Origin of the sequence: Actinophytocola sp., from assembly GCF_009379765.1 — a bacterium.
Classification (GTDB): domain Bacteria; phylum Actinomycetota; class Actinomycetes; order Mycobacteriales; family Pseudonocardiaceae; genus Actinophytocola.
Genome location: NZ_WHTD01000072.1, coordinates 1 through 18575, shown reverse-complemented (window position 1 = coordinate 18575; position 18575 = coordinate 1). Strand labels below are relative to the sequence as shown.

The window sequence follows — 18575 nt, the reverse complement described above, 5'->3', positions numbered from 1 at the left end:
GAGGTGTGGGGACTCTCGCGATGCCTCAGAAGATCATCGTGCTGCTGCCTCCTAAATGCGACTCCTGTTGCGTTAGCATGGTGTCATGGTCGCAGCCGACACGCAACCGAGTTCTCGTCGCCCCGGCGGCCGGACCGCGCGCACCCGGGCGGCGGTGCGCGACGCGACGCTGGCCGAGTTGGCGGCGCACGGGTACGCGGGGCTCACCGTGGAGGCGGTGGCGGAGCGGTCGGGCGTGCACAGGACGACCGTCTACCGGCGGTGGGGCGGGGTGGACGGGCTGATCGTGGACGCGCTGGACCTGGCCGGCACGGACGACTGGCAGCCGCCCGACACCGGCACGTTCGCCGGCGACTGCGGGGCGCTGGCCGAGGAGGTGCGTCGGTCGTTCGCGGATCCTGTCGAGGGTCCGTCGGCGGCGGCGGTGTTCGAGGCGGCATTCCGGTCGCCGCCGGCGGCCGAGGCGCTGCGCGGCTTCCTGGCCGACCGGCACGCGCGCTCGGAGGTGGTGGTGGAGCGGGCGATGACGCGGGGCGAGGTGCCGGCCGGGACGGACGCGGGTGCGGTGGTGCGGGCGGTGGTGGCGCCGCTGTACCACCGCTTGTTCATCACCCGGGAGGTGCTGGACGCGGAGGCGGCGGCGCGGGCGGCCGCCGCCGCGGTCGCGGCCACGTCGGCCGGGGTGTTCTCCAGCAAGGGATGACGGCCACATCCGGGGACCGAGCTCGCACGCCGCCGAGCGCCACACACAGTATTGACGGGGGCGCCCCCCGATTCCAGCCTATCGGCTGGTACCGACGGTTTCGGGCGATGTCGATCTTGCCTGTGGACAACGCCGGCCACTGTGGACAAGTCAGCCGCGGAGTGCGGCCCAGATGCGGTCCGGCAACACGCGGGCCGCCTTCGTGAGGTCGATGTCGGCGCCGGCCAGCCAGCGGCGGGACAGCTCGGCCACCGGGCCGATAAGAAGCATCTCCGTGAGCGGGTCGGGCAGCTCTACAATGGACCCATCGCGCACGTGCGGGGCCAGCCAGCGCGTCATGCGGGCCATCCGCGGCGCCTTCACCTCCGCGATCGCGCCGGCGTGAGCGGGCAGGTAGCCGGCGTACCCGGACGCGTGGACGAACCGCGCCCGCGCCGGGTGTTCCTCGACGAAGCGCAGGTACGCCGTCACCACCGCGCGCACGCCGCCCCGCGCGGTCCGCGCCCGCTCCAGCGTCACCACGATCTCGTCCAGCAACTCGCCCATGCAGCGCGCGTACAGCCCGGCCGCGAGCCCGTCGAAGCTCCCGAAGTGGTGGTACAGGCTGCCGAGGCTCACCCCGCTCGCCGACACCACCGCCTGCACGGTGAACCCGTCCGGCCCGACCTCGTCGTGCACCGCCAGCGCGGCGTCAAGGAGGTGGCGCGCGGTCTCCTCGCCGCGCCGCTGCTTAACGGGCAACGCCGGTCAGCTCCAGCGCCTGCCGCCACAAGGCGTCGGCGAGCGGCGGGTCGGCGGGGACCGGCCGCTCCTCGCGGACGTCGAAGTACCTGCCGGTGACACCGGTCGTGTCCCGCGCCAGGCGGACCACCGGGTCGGCACCGGCGCTCGGCTTCGCCCAGGTGAGCTTGACGGCCCTGAGCACCAGGCCGAGCACGCCACCCGGATCGCCGAGCCCGGTGCGGATCACGCCGGGGTGTACCGCGTTGATGGTCACCCCGGCATCCTGCCAGCGTTCGCGCGAACAGCGGCAGCACCAGCAGGTTCGCGAGCTTGGTGGCGCAGTAGGTGCGCGTGCGGTGGAAGTCCGCGCCGGTCGGCGTGCGCTCGGGGTCGACCCGGCCGTTGACGTGCAGGCCGGCACTCACCTGAACCACCCGGGTGAGGCGGTCCTCCAGCGCGAGTGAGCTGGAACGGCGCCAGGTGGTTGACCGCGAACGACAGCTCGAGCCCGTTCTCGTTGTGCGCCAACGCGGTCGGCCACAGCCCGGCGTTGTGCACGAGCACGCCGACGGCCGGGCAGGTGTCACGCACCGCATCCGCCGCGGCGGCGACGGTGCGCGTGCTGGACAGGTCGCCGGTCACCACCTCCGCACCCGCGGGCACCCCGGTGGGATCTCGGACAAGCGTCACGACGCGACAACCCTTGTCCAGCAACGACTCGACCACCACTCGGCCGATCCCCCGGTTGCCACCCGTCACCACCGCGGTCCGCATGCGGACAAGGATAACTAGAACATTTTTCTAGAACAAGACTCTATTCGATGGATCGCCAGGCGAGCTCCGGCAGGTTCATGCGCATCCAGCCGAGGTCCACGTCCTCCCCGGCGAGGTAGCGCCGGCACGCCTCGTGCGTGGGGCCGAGCAGGACGAACTCGAGGGTGAGCGGGGGCCACGCCGGGAGGTCGAACCGCGCGAGCCGGTCGAACAGCGGGCGCTTGACGGCGTCCTTGGCGGCGAGCACCGCGGCCCGGCTGTCGCCGGCGAGCTCGACCGCCATGGCCTGGTACATGAACCGCGCCTCGTCGGGATGCGCGACGACCCACTCGAGGTGCCCGTCGACGAGCGCGCGGACGGCCGCCTCCGCGGTGGCGGCCTCGGTAAGCCGGGTGACGAGGTGGGCGAGCGAACGCTCGAACGTGCGGATCAGCAGCGCCTCGACGATCCCCGCCAGGCCGCCGAACAGGTGGTAGACGCTGGACGGGCTCGCGCCGGCGGCCTTGCGGATGTCCTCGATGCCGGTGGCGAGCACGCCGCGCTCGGTGAAGCAGCGCAGCGCGGCGTCCAGCAGCGCGTCCCGCCGCTGGATTCCGTCCCTGCGTGTGCCCGTCACGGTTCGAGCGTACTAACTGGAAGAATCTTCCAATTAGTGCTACAACGGTGACATGGACCTCCAGCTCTCGGAACGCGTCGCCCTGGTCACCGGCGGCTCGCGTGGCATCGGCCGCGCCGCCGCCCTGCTGCTCGCGCGCGAGGGTGCGCGAGTGGCGGTCAGCTACCGGTCCGCAGCGGACGCCGCGGCCGCGGTGGTCGCCGAGATCGCCGCCGCGGGCGGCACGGCCGCGGCGGTGCCGTTGGACCTGGCCGACCACGAGTCGATCCGGTCGGCCGTCGGGTCGGTGGTCGACCGGTGGGGCCGGCTCGACGTGCTGGTGAGCAACGCGCTCGACACGAACGGGCTCACGCTGTGGCCGCCGACGGCGTTCGAGGAGCTGGCGGCGTCCTCGTGGCAGCCGTTCCTGCGGGCGAACGTCGACGGACCGTACGCGGTGGCGCAGGCGGTGGTGCCGGTGATGCGGGCACAGGGCTTCGGGCGGATCGTGCTGGTGTCCGGCACGTCGGCCCTGGACGGCCAGCCCTTCGCGGCGGCGCTGGCCACCGCGAAGGCGGCACTGCACGGCCTGGTCAGGACGCTCACGAAGGAGCTCGGCCCGGCGGGGATCCTGGTGAACGCGGTGCTCCCCGGAACGACGCTCACCGAGCACATCGAGGCGGTACTGCCCGCCGCCGCCCGCACCGCCCGCGAGTCGGCGTCCCCGATCCGCCGGCTGCTGGGACCGGCGGAGGTGGTACCGACGGTCGCGTTCCTCGGCTCCCCACTGAACACCGGGGTGACCGGCGAGCTGGTGCGGGTCAGCGGCGGGCTGTGATCACCGGCCGCCCGCCGGTGACCGCGACGCACGGCGCGGGCTACCCGAGCAGCAGCGCGACGGTCGTGGCGAGGCGGCCGGCGTGGTTGCCGTCGGACAGGCGGCCGTCCCGCTCGAGGGTCACCAGGCCGTGCAGGGCGCCCCACGCGACCTCGGTCAGGACGTCCGGGTCGCGGGTGCCGGCCACCGGCGCGACGGTCGCGCGCAGCCCGGCGAAGGCGTCGCGCAGCGGGACGGGCGCGTCGGGGCGGGCGAACGGCAGGCCGGCGGCCCGGCTGAACATCGCGTCGTAGACGGCCGGGTTGGTCTCGGCGAAGTCGACGTACGCCTCGGCCACCGCGTGGACCGCGTCCGGTGGGGAGCCGACGGCCGTGCGGGCGCGGTCGACGGCGTCCGCCAGCTCGGCGAAGCCCTCGACGGCCACCGCGGCGACGATGGCGTCCTTGCCGGCGAAATGGCTGTACAGCACCGGTTGGCTGTACTCGATGAGGTCCGCAAGACGACGCGTGGTGACCGCCGCCCAGCCCTCGGCCTCCGCCAGCTCGCGCGCGGTGCGCACGATCAGGTCGTGCCGTTCGGCTCGTTCTCGCTCTCGTCTCGTCACGACGTCGACAATAGCAGCGCTAGCTCAGCTAGCACCACTAGTGCTAGCATCGCTACGTCACCTAACAGTGCTAGATCAAGGAGTAGTCGTGATCATTGCCGCGGATATCCTGACCGCGCTCGGCGGTCTCGGCATCGTGTTCATCGGCCTGCGTTACGTGCTGGCGCCCTACGCGAGCGCGGCGACCTTCGGGCTGCCGGACTGGCCGCGCGAGGCGTTCCGGTCGTGGCTCAACCTCAAGGGCGTGCGCGACATCGGCATCGGCCTGCTGACGCTGACGATGCTGGTGGTCGCGTCGCCGACGACGCTGGCCTGGTTCGTGCTGGTCACCGCGCTCATTCCGGCCGGCGACATGCTGGTCGTGCTCCGCTACCGCGGCTCGAAGCCGCTGGCGTACGGCATGCACGGCGGCACCGCGGCCGCCCTGGTCGTGACCTCTGCCCTGCTGCTGCTCGGCTAGAGTCCCGGCCCGATGCGCACCATCCGCACGTCCGTCGAGATCGACGCCGAGCCCGCCGCGGTGTGGGCCGTGCTCACGGACCTCGCCGGGTACCCGAGCTGGAACCCGTTCATCCAGAAGGCTTCCGGGGACTCGTCGAGGGCGCGAGGCTCAGCCTGTACATGGTCCCCGGCAACGGCAGTACGCCCCGTACCTGCACGCCGATCGTGCTCGCGGCGCGGGAGCCCACGGAGCTCCGGTGGCTCGGCACGATGTCGACGCCGGGCCTGTTCGCCGCCGAGCACCTGTTCGCGCTCACCGCGCCCGACGGCGGGCGGACCGAGGTCGTCCACAGCGAGCGGTTCCGCGGGTTGCTGGTTCGCGTGCTGGGCAAAGTCATCTCGCAGACCGAACGCGACTTCCACGCGCTGAACGCCGCGCTCAAGGCCCGCGCGGAGGCGTAGCTCCACCCGGCCGCGATCCGCGTTATGGTGGCGACGCGCCGCACGCGCGCGACCACTGCTGGTGGTCGCGACCATCGCGGCGGCCGGGCTCGTCGTCCGGGTGCGGCGGCCGCGCCGATGGGAGGTGGGGATGAGAGTCATCCTGGCCGGCGCGACCGGCACGATCGCGAGCGAGCTGGTGCCGCGGCTGCGGGCGGCCGGCCACACGGTGCTCGGCCTCACCCGCGACCCGGCGCGGCTGCGAGTGCCGGATGTGCGGCCGGTCGTCGCGGACGTCATGGACGGCGACGGGCTGCTCGCGGCACTCGACGGCGTGACCGCGGACGCGGTGATCCACGAGGCGACCGCGATCACCCGAACGCCGACCCGCCACCGCGACCTGTACGCGACCGACGAGCTGCGGGAGGTGGGCACGCGGAACCTCCTGCGCGCCGCGGAACTCGTCGGCGCGACGCGTTTCCTCACGCAGTCACTCTTCCTCGGCTACGGGTGGGGCGACCACGGGCCGGTGACGCTCACCGAGGAGGCGCCGTTCGCGGAGCTCACCGGCGGTCCGTTCGACCGCCACCTGCGGGCGCTTCGGTCCAATGAGGACCAGGTGCGCGGTGCGGGCGGGATCGCGTTGCGGTACGGACTGTTCTACGGTCCGGAGCCGTCGACCTTCCGGATGATGGCGATGGCCCGCAAGCGGATGCTGCCGGTCCCCCGCCCGTCGGCCACCATGCACCTGATCCATATCGCCGACGCGGCGTCGGCGACCGTGGCCGCGCTGGAGCGTGGCGGTGCCGGCGAGGCGTACAACGTCGTGGACGACGAGCCGGTCGACATGGCCGACTACATCGACGCCGTCGCAGCGGCCGCCGGCGCCCGGCGGCCGCTGCGAATCCCCGGTTGGTTCCTGCATGCGACGCCGTACCTGCACTCGCTGCTGTCCGGCACGCGCATCCGGCTGTCCAACGACAAGGCACGCCGCGAGCTGGGCTGGGCGCCGGCGTACCCCGGCTACCGGCAGGGCTTGGCGACCTTGACGAGCACCTCGCCGACGAACTGACGGCGAGTCATCCCGAGGCGGCGCAGCGCCGGCCCGTGATCGACGGCGACGGCCGTCGCCGCGCCGGCCAGCAGAAGCCGCCAGCCCGCGTTGATGGCCGGGCGGGCCGCTCGGGGGAACGCCCCGCGCAGCCGGTCGAGGTGGAACGGCACGTGGCGCTCCTCGTCGGCGAGGATGCGGCCCGCGACCACGATCGTCAGCGGGTCGGTGGTGCCGTCGCGGAGCGCCCGGTAGTACCCGAGCGCCACGACCTCGGCGACCATCAGCACGAGCAGCTCGAGCCGCAGCCCCAGCGCGCGCCGGAGCCACACGAAGATCGTGTCGCTCCAATGGCTCGCGATGGTCGGCGCGTCGGCCGCGGCCAGGAGCTCGGCCAGGAGCCGGGCGTGGTTCTGCTCCTCGAGGACGAACAGCTTGACGGCGATGGCGTACTCGGCGTCGCCGGCACCGCCGGCCTTGCTGATGAGGTTGGCGCCGTCCCCCGACTCGCCGACCTGGAACCGCTGCACACTGCGGATGATCGCCGGGTGCAGCCGCGCACCGCGGGACCAGTCCGGATCACCGACGTGCTGCCTGCGCTCGGCCGCGGTTTCGAAGTCCTGGATCCACCTGTCGAACATCCCCATGAAACGTTCCTCCCATCCGTCCCCTATTGAAGGACGGATGGGAGGAACGAACGTTGAGTACTGGCGGAGCGCACCCTGTTCGCCACGTGCGCTGTTCATCCAACTGCCAGCGTGGTCAGCTGCCCGCGGTCCAGAAGCGCTGCGGCCTGGCGATCGCTCGTCGAACGAAGTGAACAGCCGACATGCCGGCCTCCCCGGTCGGTCCCGAACGGACCAGCTGAGCCGGAGCCGGGGTCGCGGTCGCAACCCCGGCTCTGACCAGGTGACTTACCTACCGCGGCGCTCGGGTCAGCTGCAGCCGGAGGTCGAGCCGCAGCCTTCGCAGACGTAGCACGAGCCTGCCGGGCGCATCTTCGTGCCGCAGGTCATGCACAGGGGCGCGTCGGCCGCCTTGCCCAGGTGGAGCTCCAGCAGCTCGGTCGAGCTGTGCGCCTCCACGATCTGCGGCTCCGACTTCGCCGCCTCGACGGCCGGGCGGGCCGGGGAGGCGTCGACCGAGGTGCGCAGGCCCTCCAGGTCCACGTCGGACGACGTGCCGTAGTCGTTGTTGACCTGGGCGGCCCGCTCGTCCGCGGTGAACACGCCCAGCTGGGCCCGCTTCTCGTACGGCAGGTAGTCCAGCGCGAGCCTGCGGAACAGGTAGTCGAGCACGCTCGTGGCGATCCGGACGTCCGGGTCGTCGGTCATGCCGGCCGGCTCGAAGCGGAGGTTCTGGAACTTCGAGACGTAGAACTCCAGCGGGATGCCGTACTGGAGCCCGACCGAGATGGACATGGAGAAGGCGTCCATCACGCCGGCCAGCGTGGAACCCTGCTTGCCGAGCTTCACGAAGATCTCGCCGAGGCCGTCATCCGGGTACGAGCCCGCGTGCAGGTAGCCCTCGGCGCCACCGACGGTGAACGACACCGTCTGCGAGGGGCGCTTCTTCGGCAGGCGCTTGCGCACCGGGCGGTACTCGATGACCGTCTCGCGCTCCGCGGCGCCACCCTTGTTGGCACCCTTGCCCGCCGACAGCGGCTGGCCGACCTTGCAGTTGTCCCGGTAGATCGCGAGCGCCTTGAGGCCGAGCTTCCAGCCCTCGAAGTAGATCTGCTCGACGTCCTCGACGGTGGCCGCCTCCGGCATGTTCACCGTCTTGGAGATGGCACCCGAGATGAAGGGCTGCACCGCGGCCATCATCCGCACGTGGCCCATCGGGGCGATCGAGCGCTCGCCCATCGCGCAGTCGAACACCTCGTAGTGCTCCTTGCGCAGGCCGGGCGCGTCGATGACGTGGCCCTGCTCGGCGATGAACTCGACGATGGCCTCGATCTGCTCGTCCTGGTAGCCCAGCGCCTTCAGCGCGCGCGGCACGGTCTGGTTGACGATCTGCATCGAGCCGCCGCCGACCAGCTTCTTGAACTTGACCAGCGCGAGGTCGGGCTCGATCCCGGTGGTGTCGCAGTCCATCATCAGGCCGATGGTGCCGGTGGGCGCGAGCACGGCCGCCTGCGCGTTGCGCCACCCGTGCTCGGCGCCGACCTGCAGGCCACGCTGCCACTCGCGGGTGGCCAGGCGCTGCACCGCGGAGTCGTTGGCGTGGTAGGTGCGGACGAGGTCGTTGGCCGCGGCGTGCTTGCGCATGACCCGCTGGTGCGCCTCGGCGTTGCGGGCGTAACCCTCGTACGCGCCGACGACACCGGCGAGCTCGGCGGACCGGCGGTAGGCGGTGCCGGTCATCAGCGAGGAGATGCTCGCCGCGAGCGCGCGGCCGCCCTCGGAGTCGTACGCGTGGCCGGTGGCCATCAGCAGCGCGCCCAGGTTGGCGTAGCCGATGCCCAGCTGACGGAACTTGCGGGTGGTGTCGCCGATCGGCTCGGTCGGGAAGTCCGCGAAGCAGATGGAGATGTCCATCGCGGTGATGACGAGCTCGACCGAGCGGGAGAACAGCTCCGCGTCGAACGTGCCGTCCTGGCGCAGGAACTTCATCAGGTTCAGCGACGCGAGGTTGCAGCTGGAGTTGTCCAGGTGCAGGTACTCGCTGCACGGGTTGGACGCGGTGATCCGGCCGGACTCCGGGCAGGTGTGCCAGTCGTTGATCGTGTCGTCGTACTGGATGCCCGGGTCGGCGCACGCCCACGCGGCCTGCGCCATCTTGCGGAAGAGCGACTTGGCGTCGACCCGCTCGAGGATCTCGCCGGTGGTGCGGGCACGCAGCCCGAAGTCGTTGCCGGCGTCGACCGCGTGCATGAACTCGTCGGAGACGCGGATCGAGTTGTTGGCGTTCTGGTACTGCACCGAGGTGATGTCGGCGCCGCCGAGGTCCATGTCGAAGCCCGCGTCGCGCAGGACGCGGATCTTCTCCTCCTCCTTGGCCTTGGTCTCGATGAACTCCTCGACGTCCGGGTGGTCGACGTCGAGCACGACCATCTTGGCCGCGCGCCGGGTGGCGCCGCCGGACTTGATGGTGCCTGCGGACGCGTCGGCGCCACGCATGAAGGAGACCGGGCCGGACGCGGTGCCGCCGGAGGACAGCAGTTCCTTGGACGAGCGGATCCGGGAGAGGTTGAGTCCGGCGCCGGAGCCGCCTTTGAAGATCAGGCCCTCCTCGCGGTACCAGTTGAGGATCGAGTCCATGGTGTCGTCGACCGCGAGGATGAAACAGTTGTGCACCCGCAGGTTCGCGGCGAGGAACTCGCCACTCTCGGTCTGGATGTCATAGACCGGCAGGTCGCCGCGGCTCTCGATGCTCGCGATCTCCAACCGCTGCACGTCTCGCGCCGGGATCCCGGGCAGGGCGAAGGACGCTTCCAGCTCGGCCGTCTTCACCGGGTCGAGGAAGCCGATCTCGTCCGCGAAGATCCGCCGGTCACCGGCGTTCTGGATCCTGATCCCCCACAGGTCGTGCCGGTCGGTTCGCTTCTCCTGCTCGCGCCTGACCCGCGCGAAGATGCCGAACCGCGCCAGAAGCGCCTGGGTACCGCGGACCAGCCGCTCGCTGATCATGTCGAGACCAACCAGCGTCGACCGGTCCCGCGCCGAGACGTAGCCCTCGGCCTGGAACAGGCTGCGCAGGTAGGCGGCGACAACAGGAAGGGGTGCCGTGTACAGCCGCTCGGGCACCTCCATCTCGGTGCCCCGGGTACGCAGCCTCCACTGGTCGACGAACTCGGTGAGCACGTTCCCGTACAGCCGGGTGCGCCGGCAGTCCAGCTGGGTGTCCTGTGTGGGCACCTTCCGCTCGTGCCGGTGAACATCGGGGAACACCATGTCGAGCGCGTCGTGAACCCAGGCGAGCTCGGCGTCGGTAACCGTCATCGCCTCGATCGTCAACGACCGGTTGGTGCCGCTGTACTGCCCAACGAATCCGTCGGACTGGAGCCAGCCGGCGAGGGCCGCCTCGGCGACCTCCCGCCGGGTGATCTCCGTTTCACCGAAGGACGGCCGGCGGTGCCACTCGAGCTTGTCACCGACGCGCAGCTCACCGGCCGGCACGAAGCTGCCGGTGCCCTGGCCGCTCGCCCGCCAGACCAGGTGGTCAGCGGTCACGTCCAGCTCGTGCCCCGCCTTGGTGCGAACCCGCAGAACCTCCATGACCCCGTTGTCCTTCGTCGCGACGATCCGAGTCAGGCCGTGCGCGTCGTACACCTTGGTGCCCACGGCATCGTCCTCGACCAGCTTTCCGATCGGAACCATCCCTGCGGGGGTGCTCACCAGAGCCTCGTACGGGAGACACGCCGACACCTGCTGCGGCGACGAGGTGCCGACGTTGAACCAGACCGGCGAGTTGAAGCTGAACACCTGGTGCATGAGCATCCAGATCAGCTCGTGCTCGAAGATCTCGGCGTCCCGCGGCGTGGTGAAGTACCCGTGCCGGGTGCCGGCGTCCACATAGGCCTTGACGACCCGGTCGATGAGCTGGCGCAGCGAGTGCTCGCGTACCGGGGTGCCCGCCGCGCCCCGGAAGTACTTGCTGGTGACGATGTTCGTCGCGTTGACCGACCAGAACTCCGGGAACTCCACGCCCCGCTGCTCGAAGTTCACCGTCCCGTCGCGCCAGTTGGTCATCACCACGTCGCGCTGTTCCCAGGTGACCTCGTCGTACGGGTGCACGCCCTCGGTGGTGTGCACGCGCCGCACGGTGAGCCCGGTCGCCTCCCGGGCGTCCTGCCCCGTTGACGCTCCGACCGTCTCCGTCATGACCAGCCCCTCTCCCTCGTTACCCGCTCGCACTGGCATCGACGTCGCCATCGACGCCACTATCTGCTCCGGCACCGTCTGCTGTGGCCTGTACCGCTGCCTGATCCGTTGCTGCCGGCCAACCGCGCCACGCCGTCTCGACCGACTCATGCCACCCCCTCCTCCGCTGCGTGGCGCCGGAACGCTCCGCAGGCTCCGCTACACCGGCGCCCTGCGCGGACTCGGTGGTGGCATGAGTGTTGACGGTTCGCTCCGCGAGCTCCGCTCATGCCACCCCCTCCTCCGCTGCGTGGCGCCGGAACGCTCCGCAGGCTCCGCTACACCGGCGCCCTGCGCGGACTCGGTGGTGGCATGAGTGTTGACGGTTCGCTCCGCGGGCTCCGCTCATGTCCCCTCGTGCTCCGCGTTCTCGGCGATCGCCACCCGCAGACCGGCGATCTCCTTCTCGAAGTCCTCGATGGAGGAGAACGAGCGGTAGACGCTCGCGAACCGGAGGTAGGCGACCTCGTCGAGCTCGCGCAGCGGGCCGAGGATCGCGAGACCCACCTCATGGCTCGGCACCTCGGCGGCGCCCGTCGCGCGGATCGTCTCCTCGACCCGCTGGGCCAGCTGCTGCAGGGCGTCCTCGTCGACCGGTCGGCCCTGGCAGGCACGGCGTACCCCGGTGACGACCTTCTCCCGGCTGAACGGCTCGGTGACACCGGAGCGCTTCACCACTGCCAGTACCGCCTCCTCCACCGTGGTGAACCGCCGGCTGCACTTGGCACAGGACCGGCGCCGCCGGATGACCTGGCCCTCGTCCACCTCACGGGAGTCGACGACCCTGGAGTCCGAATGGCGGCAGAACGGACATCTCACCAGGATCACCCCTCGCGAAGTTTTGGACCGCCGTGAAGCCCACCTGGTGATCATCTTGTGGATGGCCGGTGGACAACTAAGCCCAACCTGTGGACTAACTACAGCACTGTAACTACTAGATGTTGGGGTCGACGGTACGTCCAGACGCCACATGATGCAAGTCGCCCACAGTGCGACACGCGGAAGAGATGATGTCGCCCAGGTCACTCGGCGCGGCGGTCACCCGCGGTGGTGACACCGGCCGCCGTCAGCCGCGCGAGAGCCGCGACGTCGGCCTGACGGGTATCGGCGCCAGACCCAGAGTGCTGACGCAGAACTCGTGAGTCCCCCACCCAACGGGGGACTCACGGTGCGGGAACGGGGACTCGCGGGCCAGGAGGGTCAGCCGGCGGTGGGCACGTTCAGCGGCTGTCCCGGCCTGACACCCCCGGTGAGCCCGCCGTTGAGCTCCCGGATCCGATCCACCACGGCCGACGGGTCCGACCCCGGCGCCACCCGGCCGGCGAGCTCCCACAGACTCTCGCCCGACTGGACCCGGACCACGGTGGTCCGGTCCGGCACGGAGGACGCCCCGGCGCCGGACAGCATCCCGAGGCCCACGACGGCGAGGCAGACGACGCCGGCGACGGCGAGCATCCACCGGACCGGCAGCCGCGGCTGCCGAACCACGCACGCCGCCCGAGCGACCACCCGAGGCGCCCCGGCGACCCGCCGCCGGGTGGGCGGGGCCAGCGATCGCGCCCGCCGAAGGGGCGGGTCCACGACAGGCACCGGGTAGGCGGACGCCGTGCGCTGCACCGGCAGGCGGTGCCGCACCTGTGACCCTGACTCGCTCCGCTCGCCGGTTCGCGGGCCTGCTCCCGGTGTCTTCCCTCCTGCGCTGCTCGTTCGTTCCTCACTCCGCTGCTCGTCAGTCCAGACACCGGCGGCCCACTCACGGCGCCCGTCGCGGGCTCCGTCGAGTCGCGCGCGGTCGGCGCGTGACAATGCTTCGCTCGCAAGGTCGCTCATGGCTGCCTCCTGACGCGTTCGAACGCCTGCCCGAAGATCGAACAGGGGTTCGATCGAACCCTCGTGCGAATTTGTATCACGGGGGACCGACAAAAACGAGAACCATCCGGCGTGTCGTCGAACAGGTGTTTGATCTCGTCGGGGCGGCCGGTTAACGTCGAAGTCGCAGTTGAAACAGTCGGTCACATCCGGTCGTTCGAACACACGGCCGGCGCGCAGGGAGGCAGGGCAGTGCCACGCAAACCCGGAGGAATACCCAAGGGTGTCCCCAAGCGGAAGCCCCTCAAGGGAAACCTACGCAGCTTCCCGGACCTGAACCACGGCGGCGACGTCGAGCTTCCCGCCCGGCAGCGGGAGGTGCTCGAGGTGATCCGGACCTGGGTGGAGCGGTTCGGCTACCCGCCGAGCGTGCGGGAGATCGGTGAGGCCGTCGGGCTCACCTCCACCTCGTCGGTCGCCTACCAGCTGCGCGCTCTGGAGCAGAAGGGCTACCTGCGCCGCGACCCCAACCGGCCGCGGGCCATCGGGGTCCTGCCGGCGGACGCCGTGCCCGTGCCGCCGGGCGAGGTCGGCGCCACCACGCTGGTCGGCGAGGACACCATGGACGACCCGGCCGACGGCGCGGACGCGCCACCGCGTCCCACCTACGTGCCGGTCCTCGGGCGGATCGCCGCCGGTGGTCCGATCCTCGCAGAGGAGGCCGTGGAGGACGTGTTCCCCCTGCCGAAGGAGCTCGTCGGCGAGGGGTCGCTGTTCCTGCTGCGGGTCACCGGTGACTCGATGGTCGACGCGGCCATCACCGACCAGGACTGGGTCGTGGTACGCAAGGAGCAGACCGCGGACAACGGGGACATCGTCGCCGCGATGATCGACGGCGAGGCGACCGTCAAGACGTTCAAGCGCAAGGACGGCCACGTCTGGCTGATGCCGCACAACGAGGCCTACGACCCGATCCCCGGCGACGACGCGACGATCCTCGGCAAGGTGGTCGCGGTCCTGCGCCGGCTCTGACCACGCGTCTGCGCGAAGCCGACCGGGCGCCCGTCTGCCGTCGCACGGCGGGCCCGGTCGGCGAGCGCGTCCCGGTCGAGGGCGACGCGGTCAGCGCCGGCGCGCGCGCCGGCGGAAGAACAGGAAGACGCCTCCCACGAGCACGACGGTGAACGCGGCGGCCGGCAGGGCCGGCAACCCGTCCTCTCCCCCTGACTGCCCGCTGGTCCCCCCCAACGGCCGCTTGTCGGCGGCCCGGGTGTCCTCGGGCGGGTCCGGGGGCGCCACGAGGGAGGCCGCGCCGGGGACCGCCCGGATCGGCTGGCCGGTGTTCTCCGACGCCGACACCAGGGTGCCGTCCGGCTCGAACGCTATGGCCTCGCCCTGGGCCTCACCGGGCAGCGGCACCCGCACCGGCGCCGTCGTGAGGGCCGCGGGCACGTCGCCGTCCGCCACCGCGTAGACGTAGGCGTCCGTGTACGTCCGCAGCGCCAGCACCGTGCCGTCGGCGTTCATCGCGCCGCCGGTGATCGCCACCGAGCCGATGATGTTCGGCACCGGGCCGCCGGGGGTGTCGGTGGCGGAGATCCGCACGGTGCCGACCTGCTCGAGCGCGGTCGGGCCGGGGCTCGCGAGCTCGGCCGCCGGGCGGTAGACACCCGCGGTGCCCAAGGTGGACTTGGTGACCAGGTACGGCGTGCCGGCCCGGTCGACGAGGATCGCCTCCGTGTCATGTGGACCGTCCGGATAGGTCAGCCGGTACAGCGTCGCCGCGCCGTCCGCGGTCAGCGAGATCAGCGCGACCGTCTTGCGGTCGAGGTCGTTGTCGCCGGTGTCGGACAGCCAGAAGGTGCCGTCCGGCCCGCGGCCGAGATCCTCGACGTCGTAGGGATCGACGGAGCCGACGATCTCGCGCTCGATCGCGCAGTCCTTGGTGAGCACGAAGACCGTGACCGCGGTGCCGCCGTCGTTGACCGCGTACCACCGGTCGCCGTCCGCCACCAGGCCGGACAGCTCGGCCAACCGCGGGTCGGTCATCGTGCACCTCACGACCGGAGCGGCCGGTTGGGGCTGGGCAAGGGCTGCTGCCGGGGACGCCAGCCCCGCCAGCAGCACCGCCGCGAGTACTACTGCCCGCACCTGACACCTCCGTGGCCCGCTCAGGGTTCACGGTAGCGCCAGCAGCGGAAACGCCTCAGGCGGACGTGCCGTTGACCGAGAAGTTCTCCAACATCCCGGCCAGGTCCGCCTTGACCTTCGCCTGCAGGACGGTGCCCTGCTCGGTGTGGCGCTCGGCCAGCACCTCGCCGTCCCGGTGCACCCGCGCGACCAGCTCGCCGCGCGTGTACGGGACCAGCACCTCGACCTCGACGCTGGGCCGCGGGAGCAGCTCGGCGAGCCGCTCGCGCAGCTCCGCGATGCCCACCCCGGAGTGCGCGGAGACGAACATCGCGCCGGGCAGCAGGTGCCGCAGCCGGGCCAGTGCCACCTCGTCGGTGGCGTCGATCTTGTTGACCACGACGAGCTCGGTGGGCAGCCCCTCGTCCCGGCGGTCGGCGATCTCGCCGAGCACCTCGCGGACCGCCTCGACCTGCCACTCCGGGTTGGGATCGGCGCCGTCCACCACGTGCAGGATGAGGTCGGCGTCCGCCACCTCGTCCAAAGTGGACCGGAAGGCCTCGACCAGCTGGTGCGGCAGGTGCCGCACGAAGCCGACCGTGTCGGTGAGCGTGTAGGACAGCCCGTCGGGCGTGGTGGTGCGCCGCACGGTGGCGTCCAGGGTGGCGAACAGTGCGTCCTCCACCAGGACCCCGGCCCCGGTCAGCGCGTTGAGCAGGCTCGACTTGCCGGCGTTGGTGTACCCGGCGATGGCGACGCTGGGGACCTCGTTCGCGATCCGGCGGCCGCGCTTGGTGTCGCGCACCGTGCTCATCGCGGCGATCTCCTTGCGCAGCTTGGAGATCTTGGCCCGGATGCGCCTGCGGTCGGTCTCGATCTTGGTCTCACCGGGACCACGCACACCGACCCCGCCGTTGCTGCCGCCGGCCCGGCCACCGGCCTGCCGGGACAGCGCCGCACCCCAACCGCGCAGGCGCGGGAGGAAGTACTGCAGCTGAGCCAGCTCGACCTGGGCCTTGCCTTCCTTGGACCGCGCGTGCTGGGCGAAGATGTCCAGGATCAACGCCGTCCGGTCGATGACCTTGACCTTGAGCCTCTCCTCCAGCTGGCGTAGCTGGCTCGGCGAGAGCTCGCCGTCGCAGATGACCGTGTCCGCGCCCGCGGACGCGACCATGCCGGACAGCTCCCGGACCTTGCCGGACCCGACGTAGGTGGCCGGGTCGGGCCGGTCGCGGCGCTGCACGAGGCCGTCGAGGACCTGGGAGCCCGCGGTCTCGGCGAGCCTGGCCAGCTCGGCGAGCGACGCGTCCGACTGAGCGGCGGAGCCTTCCGTCCACACCCCGACCAGGACGACCCGCTCCAGCCGCAGCCGGCGGTACTCGACCTCGGTGATGTCGGCGAGCTCGGTGGACAACCCGGCGACGCGACGCAGTGCCGCACGGTCGGAGAGCTCGAATTCACCTGCAGAGAGCTCAGCCAGGTCAGTCAACCCGTTGTCCGCATGCGCGTCGGTTTGCCGCTGATTGAGATTCTCTGTCACGTGGTGAAACCCTCCCGGATGTGGCGAATGTGCTGACTCAATCGTCGCACGGTTCAGCGACCGGATCGACCGGGTTATTCCTGGATGCCGTCCCACCAGGCCCGATCGAGCTCACCGCGGGCCACGAAATCGGCCGGTCCGGTGAGCGTACAGGTGTTTTCCCCGACCTCCACGTGCACCTTTCCGCCCGGCACGAACACGTCGGCCGCGCCGGTTTTCTCACCGCGGCGGTGCAGGACACCGGTGACCGCGGCGACCGTGCCGGTGCCGCAGGAGCGGGTCTCCCCCACGCCACGCTCGTGCACCCGCATGCGCAGCCGGTCCGGGGCCTCCACCACGACGAACTCGAGGTTCACCCCTTCGGGGAACACCGCGGGGTCGTAGCCGGGCCGGGTGGTGAGGTCGAGCCCGAGGTCGTCGACCTCGCAGACCAGGTGCGGGTTGCCGACGTCCACGGCGACGCCGTCGTACGTGGTCCCGGTGACGGTCGCGGCAGACTCACCGAGGACCCGGGACGGGCCCATGTCGACGGCCACCTCCCCGTCGGGACGGATCACGACCGCGCGGGCGCCCGCCCGGCTGCCGACGGGGAACTCACCGGTGGTGACCAGGCCCGCGTCGACGAGGTAGCGGGCGAACACGCGGACGCCGTTGCCGCACATCTCGGCGATGGAGCCGTCGGCGTTGCGGTAGTCCATGAACCACATGTCGGCGTCGATGCCGTCCACATCGGACGGACGGTGCTCGACGGCCTTCGCGCGCACGACGCGCAGCACCCCGTCCGCGCCCAGCCCGGCCCGCCGGTCGCAGAGCGCGCGGACCCTGGCGGCGGTCAGGTCGAGGGACGCGTCGAGGTCGGGCAGCAGCACGAAGTCGTTCTCCGTGCCGTGGCCTTTGAGAAACGGGATACCCACCCCGTCAGGCTAACGCGGCGGCGGCTTCGACCAGGTCGGGGCGGGTGGCGTCGAGCCAGTGGACGCGCTGGTCGCGGCGGAACCAGGAGCGCTGGCGGCGGACGAACCGCCGGGTGAGCTGGGCGGTCGCGGCGGCCGCCACGGCCATGTCGGCGGCGTGGTCGGCGTGGTCGCCGGCGTGGTCGGCACCGTTGTCCAAGGCGTCGATGACCTGCCGGTAGCCGAGCGCGCGGGACGCGGTGCGGCCGTCCCGAAGACCCTGGGGCAGCAGCGTGCGGACCTCCTCGACCAGGCCCGCGTCGAACATGCCGGCCACCCGGGTGTCGACGCGGCGGTCGAGCTCGTCGGTGTCGGTGTCCAGGCCGAGCTGGACGGTGTCGTAGCGGGCCGGGCCCGGTCTCGGCATCGTCGCCGAGAACGGGCGGCCGGTCAGCTCGATGACCTCGAGGGCGCGGACGACCCGGCGGCCGTTGGTCGGGAGGATCGCGGTGGCGGCGATGGGGTCCTGGCTGGTCAGCCGGGCGTGCAGGACCTCCGCGCCGACCCGGGCCAGCTCGCCCTCGAGACGGGTGCGGATCTCGGGGTCGGTGCCGGGGAACTCCAGGTCGTCGAGCACCGCGCGGACGTACAGGCCGGAGCCGCCGACGAGGATCGGCACCGTGTCGGCGGCCAGCAGTCGCTCGACGACGGCGCGGGCGTCGCGCTGGTAGGCGGCCACCGACGCGGTCTCGGTAACGTCGAGGACGTCGAGCAGGTGGTGCGGGACGCCACGGCGCTCCGCCTCCGTGACCTTGGCGGTGCCGATGTCCATGCCGCGGTAGAGCTGTATCGCGTCGGTGTTGACGACCTCGCCGCCCAGTGCCTCGGCGAGCGCGATGCCGAGCTGGGACTTGCCGGTGGCGGTCGGACCGACGATCGCGATCGGCCTCATCGGACCGGGTCCCAGACCGCGAGGTGGTAGGCGACGCCGAACGGCACGAGCTGGCGGGCCTCGACGCTCTTCCACCGCCGGCCGTCCGCGCCGACGACGCCGGCCAGCACCTGCCACGGCGCCCGGCCGGCCGCACCCAGCTCCGCGGCGAGGTCGACGTCGAGCGCGAGCAGCGCGTCGGGATCGGCGGCGGCGAGCGCGGCGTGCACGGCGTCG

The 18575-nt window shown here is 71.6% G+C and carries 19 protein-coding genes and 1 pseudogene; 6 read left to right on the top strand and 14 right to left on the bottom strand.

From position 1 onward, the window contains the following. Positions 1-85 precede the first annotated feature (85 nt). On the top strand, positions 86-703 hold the full coding sequence (locus GEV28_RS21865; protein ID WP_291413978.1) for a TetR/AcrR family transcriptional regulator: 618 nt from the start codon (positions 86-88) through the stop codon (positions 701-703). Positions 704-853: 150 nt separating this feature from the next. Here the strand turns inward: GEV28_RS21865 and GEV28_RS21860 are convergent, their stop codons facing one another. From GEV28_RS21860 to GEV28_RS21845, 4 genes are read right to left on the bottom strand one after another with little or no spacing between them, the layout of a single operon-like run. Continuing rightward, complete coding sequence (locus GEV28_RS21860; protein ID WP_291413977.1) at positions 854-1444, bottom strand: TetR/AcrR family transcriptional regulator; 591 nt, start codon at positions 1442-1444, stop codon at positions 854-856. Further along, entirely contained in the window at positions 1434-1700 is a 267-nt protein-coding gene (locus GEV28_RS21855) for a hypothetical protein (protein ID WP_291413976.1), read from the bottom strand. The genes GEV28_RS21860 and GEV28_RS21855 overlap by 11 nt, the downstream gene beginning before the upstream one ends. Next, complete coding sequence (locus tag GEV28_RS21850) at positions 1697-2200, bottom strand: SDR family NAD(P)-dependent oxidoreductase (RefSeq protein WP_291413975.1); 504 nt, start codon at positions 2198-2200, stop codon at positions 1697-1699. Before GEV28_RS21850 ends, GEV28_RS21855 begins: the two co-directional genes overlap by 4 nt. Before the next feature lie 40 nt (positions 2201-2240). Then, positions 2241-2816 (bottom strand): TetR/AcrR family transcriptional regulator, encoded by a 576-nt coding sequence (locus GEV28_RS21845; protein ID WP_291413974.1) that lies wholly within the window; start codon positions 2814-2816, stop codon positions 2241-2243. A 52-nt stretch (positions 2817-2868) separates the two neighbouring features. Here GEV28_RS21845 and GEV28_RS21840 point away from each other — a divergent pair, with 52 nt between their 5' ends. Further along, positions 2869-3633: an SDR family oxidoreductase gene (locus tag GEV28_RS21840; RefSeq protein ID WP_291413973.1), complete on the top strand. Its 765-nt coding sequence runs from the start codon at positions 2869-2871 to the stop codon at positions 3631-3633. Between the two features lie 40 nt (positions 3634-3673). On the opposite strand, the gene GEV28_RS21835 is transcribed toward GEV28_RS21840, so the two are convergent. After that, the gene (locus tag GEV28_RS21835; protein ID WP_291413972.1) at positions 3674-4237 is read right to left on the bottom strand and encodes a TetR/AcrR family transcriptional regulator; all 564 of its coding nucleotides are present in this window, start codon (positions 4235-4237) and stop codon (positions 3674-3676) included. Positions 4238-4325: 88 nt separating this feature from the next. Between GEV28_RS21835 and GEV28_RS21830 the strand changes: the two genes are divergently transcribed. From GEV28_RS21830 to GEV28_RS21820, 3 genes are all read left to right on the top strand, one after another. Further along, positions 4326-4697, top strand: a complete 372-nt coding sequence (locus tag GEV28_RS21830) for a DUF4267 domain-containing protein (RefSeq protein ID WP_291413971.1) — start codon at positions 4326-4328, stop codon at positions 4695-4697. Between the two features lie 60 nt (positions 4698-4757). Continuing rightward, entirely contained in the window at positions 4758-5108 is a 351-nt protein-coding gene (locus tag GEV28_RS21825; RefSeq protein WP_367115159.1) for a hypothetical protein, read from the top strand. A gap of 162 nt (positions 5109-5270) precedes the next feature. After that, a complete protein-coding gene (locus GEV28_RS21820) occupies positions 5271-6191 on the top strand; it encodes an NAD(P)-dependent oxidoreductase (protein WP_291413969.1) in 921 nt (306 codons plus the stop codon). On the opposite strand, the gene GEV28_RS21815 is transcribed toward GEV28_RS21820, so the two are convergent. From GEV28_RS21815 to GEV28_RS21800, 4 genes are all read right to left on the bottom strand, one after another. Next, positions 6143-6817, bottom strand: coding sequence for a ferritin-like domain-containing protein (locus GEV28_RS21815; protein WP_291413968.1), 675 nt, complete (start codon positions 6815-6817; stop codon positions 6143-6145). The genes GEV28_RS21820 and GEV28_RS21815 overlap by 49 nt on opposite strands. 288 nt (positions 6818-7105) lie before the next feature. Further along, the gene (locus GEV28_RS21810; protein ID WP_291413967.1) at positions 7106-10996 is read right to left on the bottom strand and encodes a vitamin B12-dependent ribonucleotide reductase; all 3891 of its coding nucleotides are present in this window, start codon (positions 10994-10996) and stop codon (positions 7106-7108) included. 384 nt (positions 10997-11380) lie between these two features. Further along, a complete protein-coding gene (nrdR, locus tag GEV28_RS21805; RefSeq protein WP_291413966.1) occupies positions 11381-11854 on the bottom strand; it encodes a transcriptional regulator NrdR in 474 nt (157 codons plus the stop codon). A 381-nt stretch (positions 11855-12235) separates the two neighbouring features. Beyond that, complete coding sequence (locus tag GEV28_RS21800; protein WP_291413965.1) at positions 12236-12670, bottom strand: LysM peptidoglycan-binding domain-containing protein; 435 nt, start codon at positions 12668-12670, stop codon at positions 12236-12238. A 507-nt stretch (positions 12671-13177) separates the two neighbouring features. Here GEV28_RS21800 and lexA point away from each other — a divergent pair. Next, positions 13178-13876: a transcriptional repressor LexA gene (gene lexA / locus GEV28_RS21795; RefSeq protein ID WP_291413997.1), complete on the top strand. Its 699-nt coding sequence runs from the start codon at positions 13178-13180 to the stop codon at positions 13874-13876. A 90-nt stretch (positions 13877-13966) separates the two neighbouring features. On the opposite strand, the gene GEV28_RS21790 is transcribed toward lexA, so the two are convergent. From GEV28_RS21790 to GEV28_RS21770, 5 genes and pseudogenes are all read right to left on the bottom strand, one after another. Further along, on the bottom strand, positions 13967-14995 hold the full coding sequence (locus tag GEV28_RS21790; protein WP_291413964.1) for a hypothetical protein: 1029 nt from the start codon (positions 14993-14995) through the stop codon (positions 13967-13969). Positions 14996-15050: 55 nt separating this feature from the next. Beyond that, positions 15051-16463: a GTPase HflX gene (hflX, locus tag GEV28_RS21785; protein ID WP_291413963.1), complete on the bottom strand. Its 1413-nt coding sequence runs from the start codon at positions 16461-16463 to the stop codon at positions 15051-15053. A 125-nt stretch (positions 16464-16588) separates the two neighbouring features. Next, a complete protein-coding gene (gene dapF, locus GEV28_RS21780) occupies positions 16589-17428 on the bottom strand; it encodes a diaminopimelate epimerase (RefSeq protein WP_291413962.1) in 840 nt (279 codons plus the stop codon). A gap of 4 nt (positions 17429-17432) precedes the next feature. Continuing rightward, complete coding sequence (gene miaA, locus GEV28_RS21775) at positions 17433-18359, bottom strand: tRNA (adenosine(37)-N6)-dimethylallyltransferase MiaA (RefSeq protein ID WP_291413961.1); 927 nt, start codon at positions 18357-18359, stop codon at positions 17433-17435. Continuing rightward, a pseudogene (locus GEV28_RS21770) lies at positions 18356-18575 on the bottom strand (hypothetical protein); the annotation flags it as partial. The gene miaA and the pseudogene GEV28_RS21770, both read right to left, overlap by 4 nt.

Excerpts from the sequence above, each read along its gene's own strand:
- GEV28_RS21820 (WP_291413969.1), top strand. The coding sequence starts at position 5,271 with ATGAGAGTCATCCTGGCCGGCGCGACCGGCACGATCGCGAGCGAGCTG.
- GEV28_RS21865 (WP_291413978.1), top strand. The coding sequence starts at position 86 with ATGGTCGCAGCCGACACGCAACCGAGTTCTCGTCGCCCCGGCGGCCGG.
- miaA (WP_291413961.1), bottom strand. The coding sequence starts at position 18,359 with ATGAGGCCGATCGCGATCGTCGGTCCGACCGCCACCGGCAAGTCCCAG.
- GEV28_RS21850 (WP_291413975.1), bottom strand. The coding sequence starts at position 2,200 with ATGCGGACCGCGGTGGTGACGGGTGGCAACCGGGGGATCGGCCGAGTG.
- GEV28_RS21840 (WP_291413973.1), top strand. The coding sequence starts at position 2,869 with ATGGACCTCCAGCTCTCGGAACGCGTCGCCCTGGTCACCGGCGGCTCG.
- GEV28_RS21810 (WP_291413967.1), bottom strand. The coding sequence starts at position 10,996 with ATGACGGAGACGGTCGGAGCGTCAACGGGGCAGGACGCCCGGGAGGCG.
- GEV28_RS21815 (WP_291413968.1), bottom strand. The coding sequence starts at position 6,817 with ATGGGGATGTTCGACAGGTGGATCCAGGACTTCGAAACCGCGGCCGAG.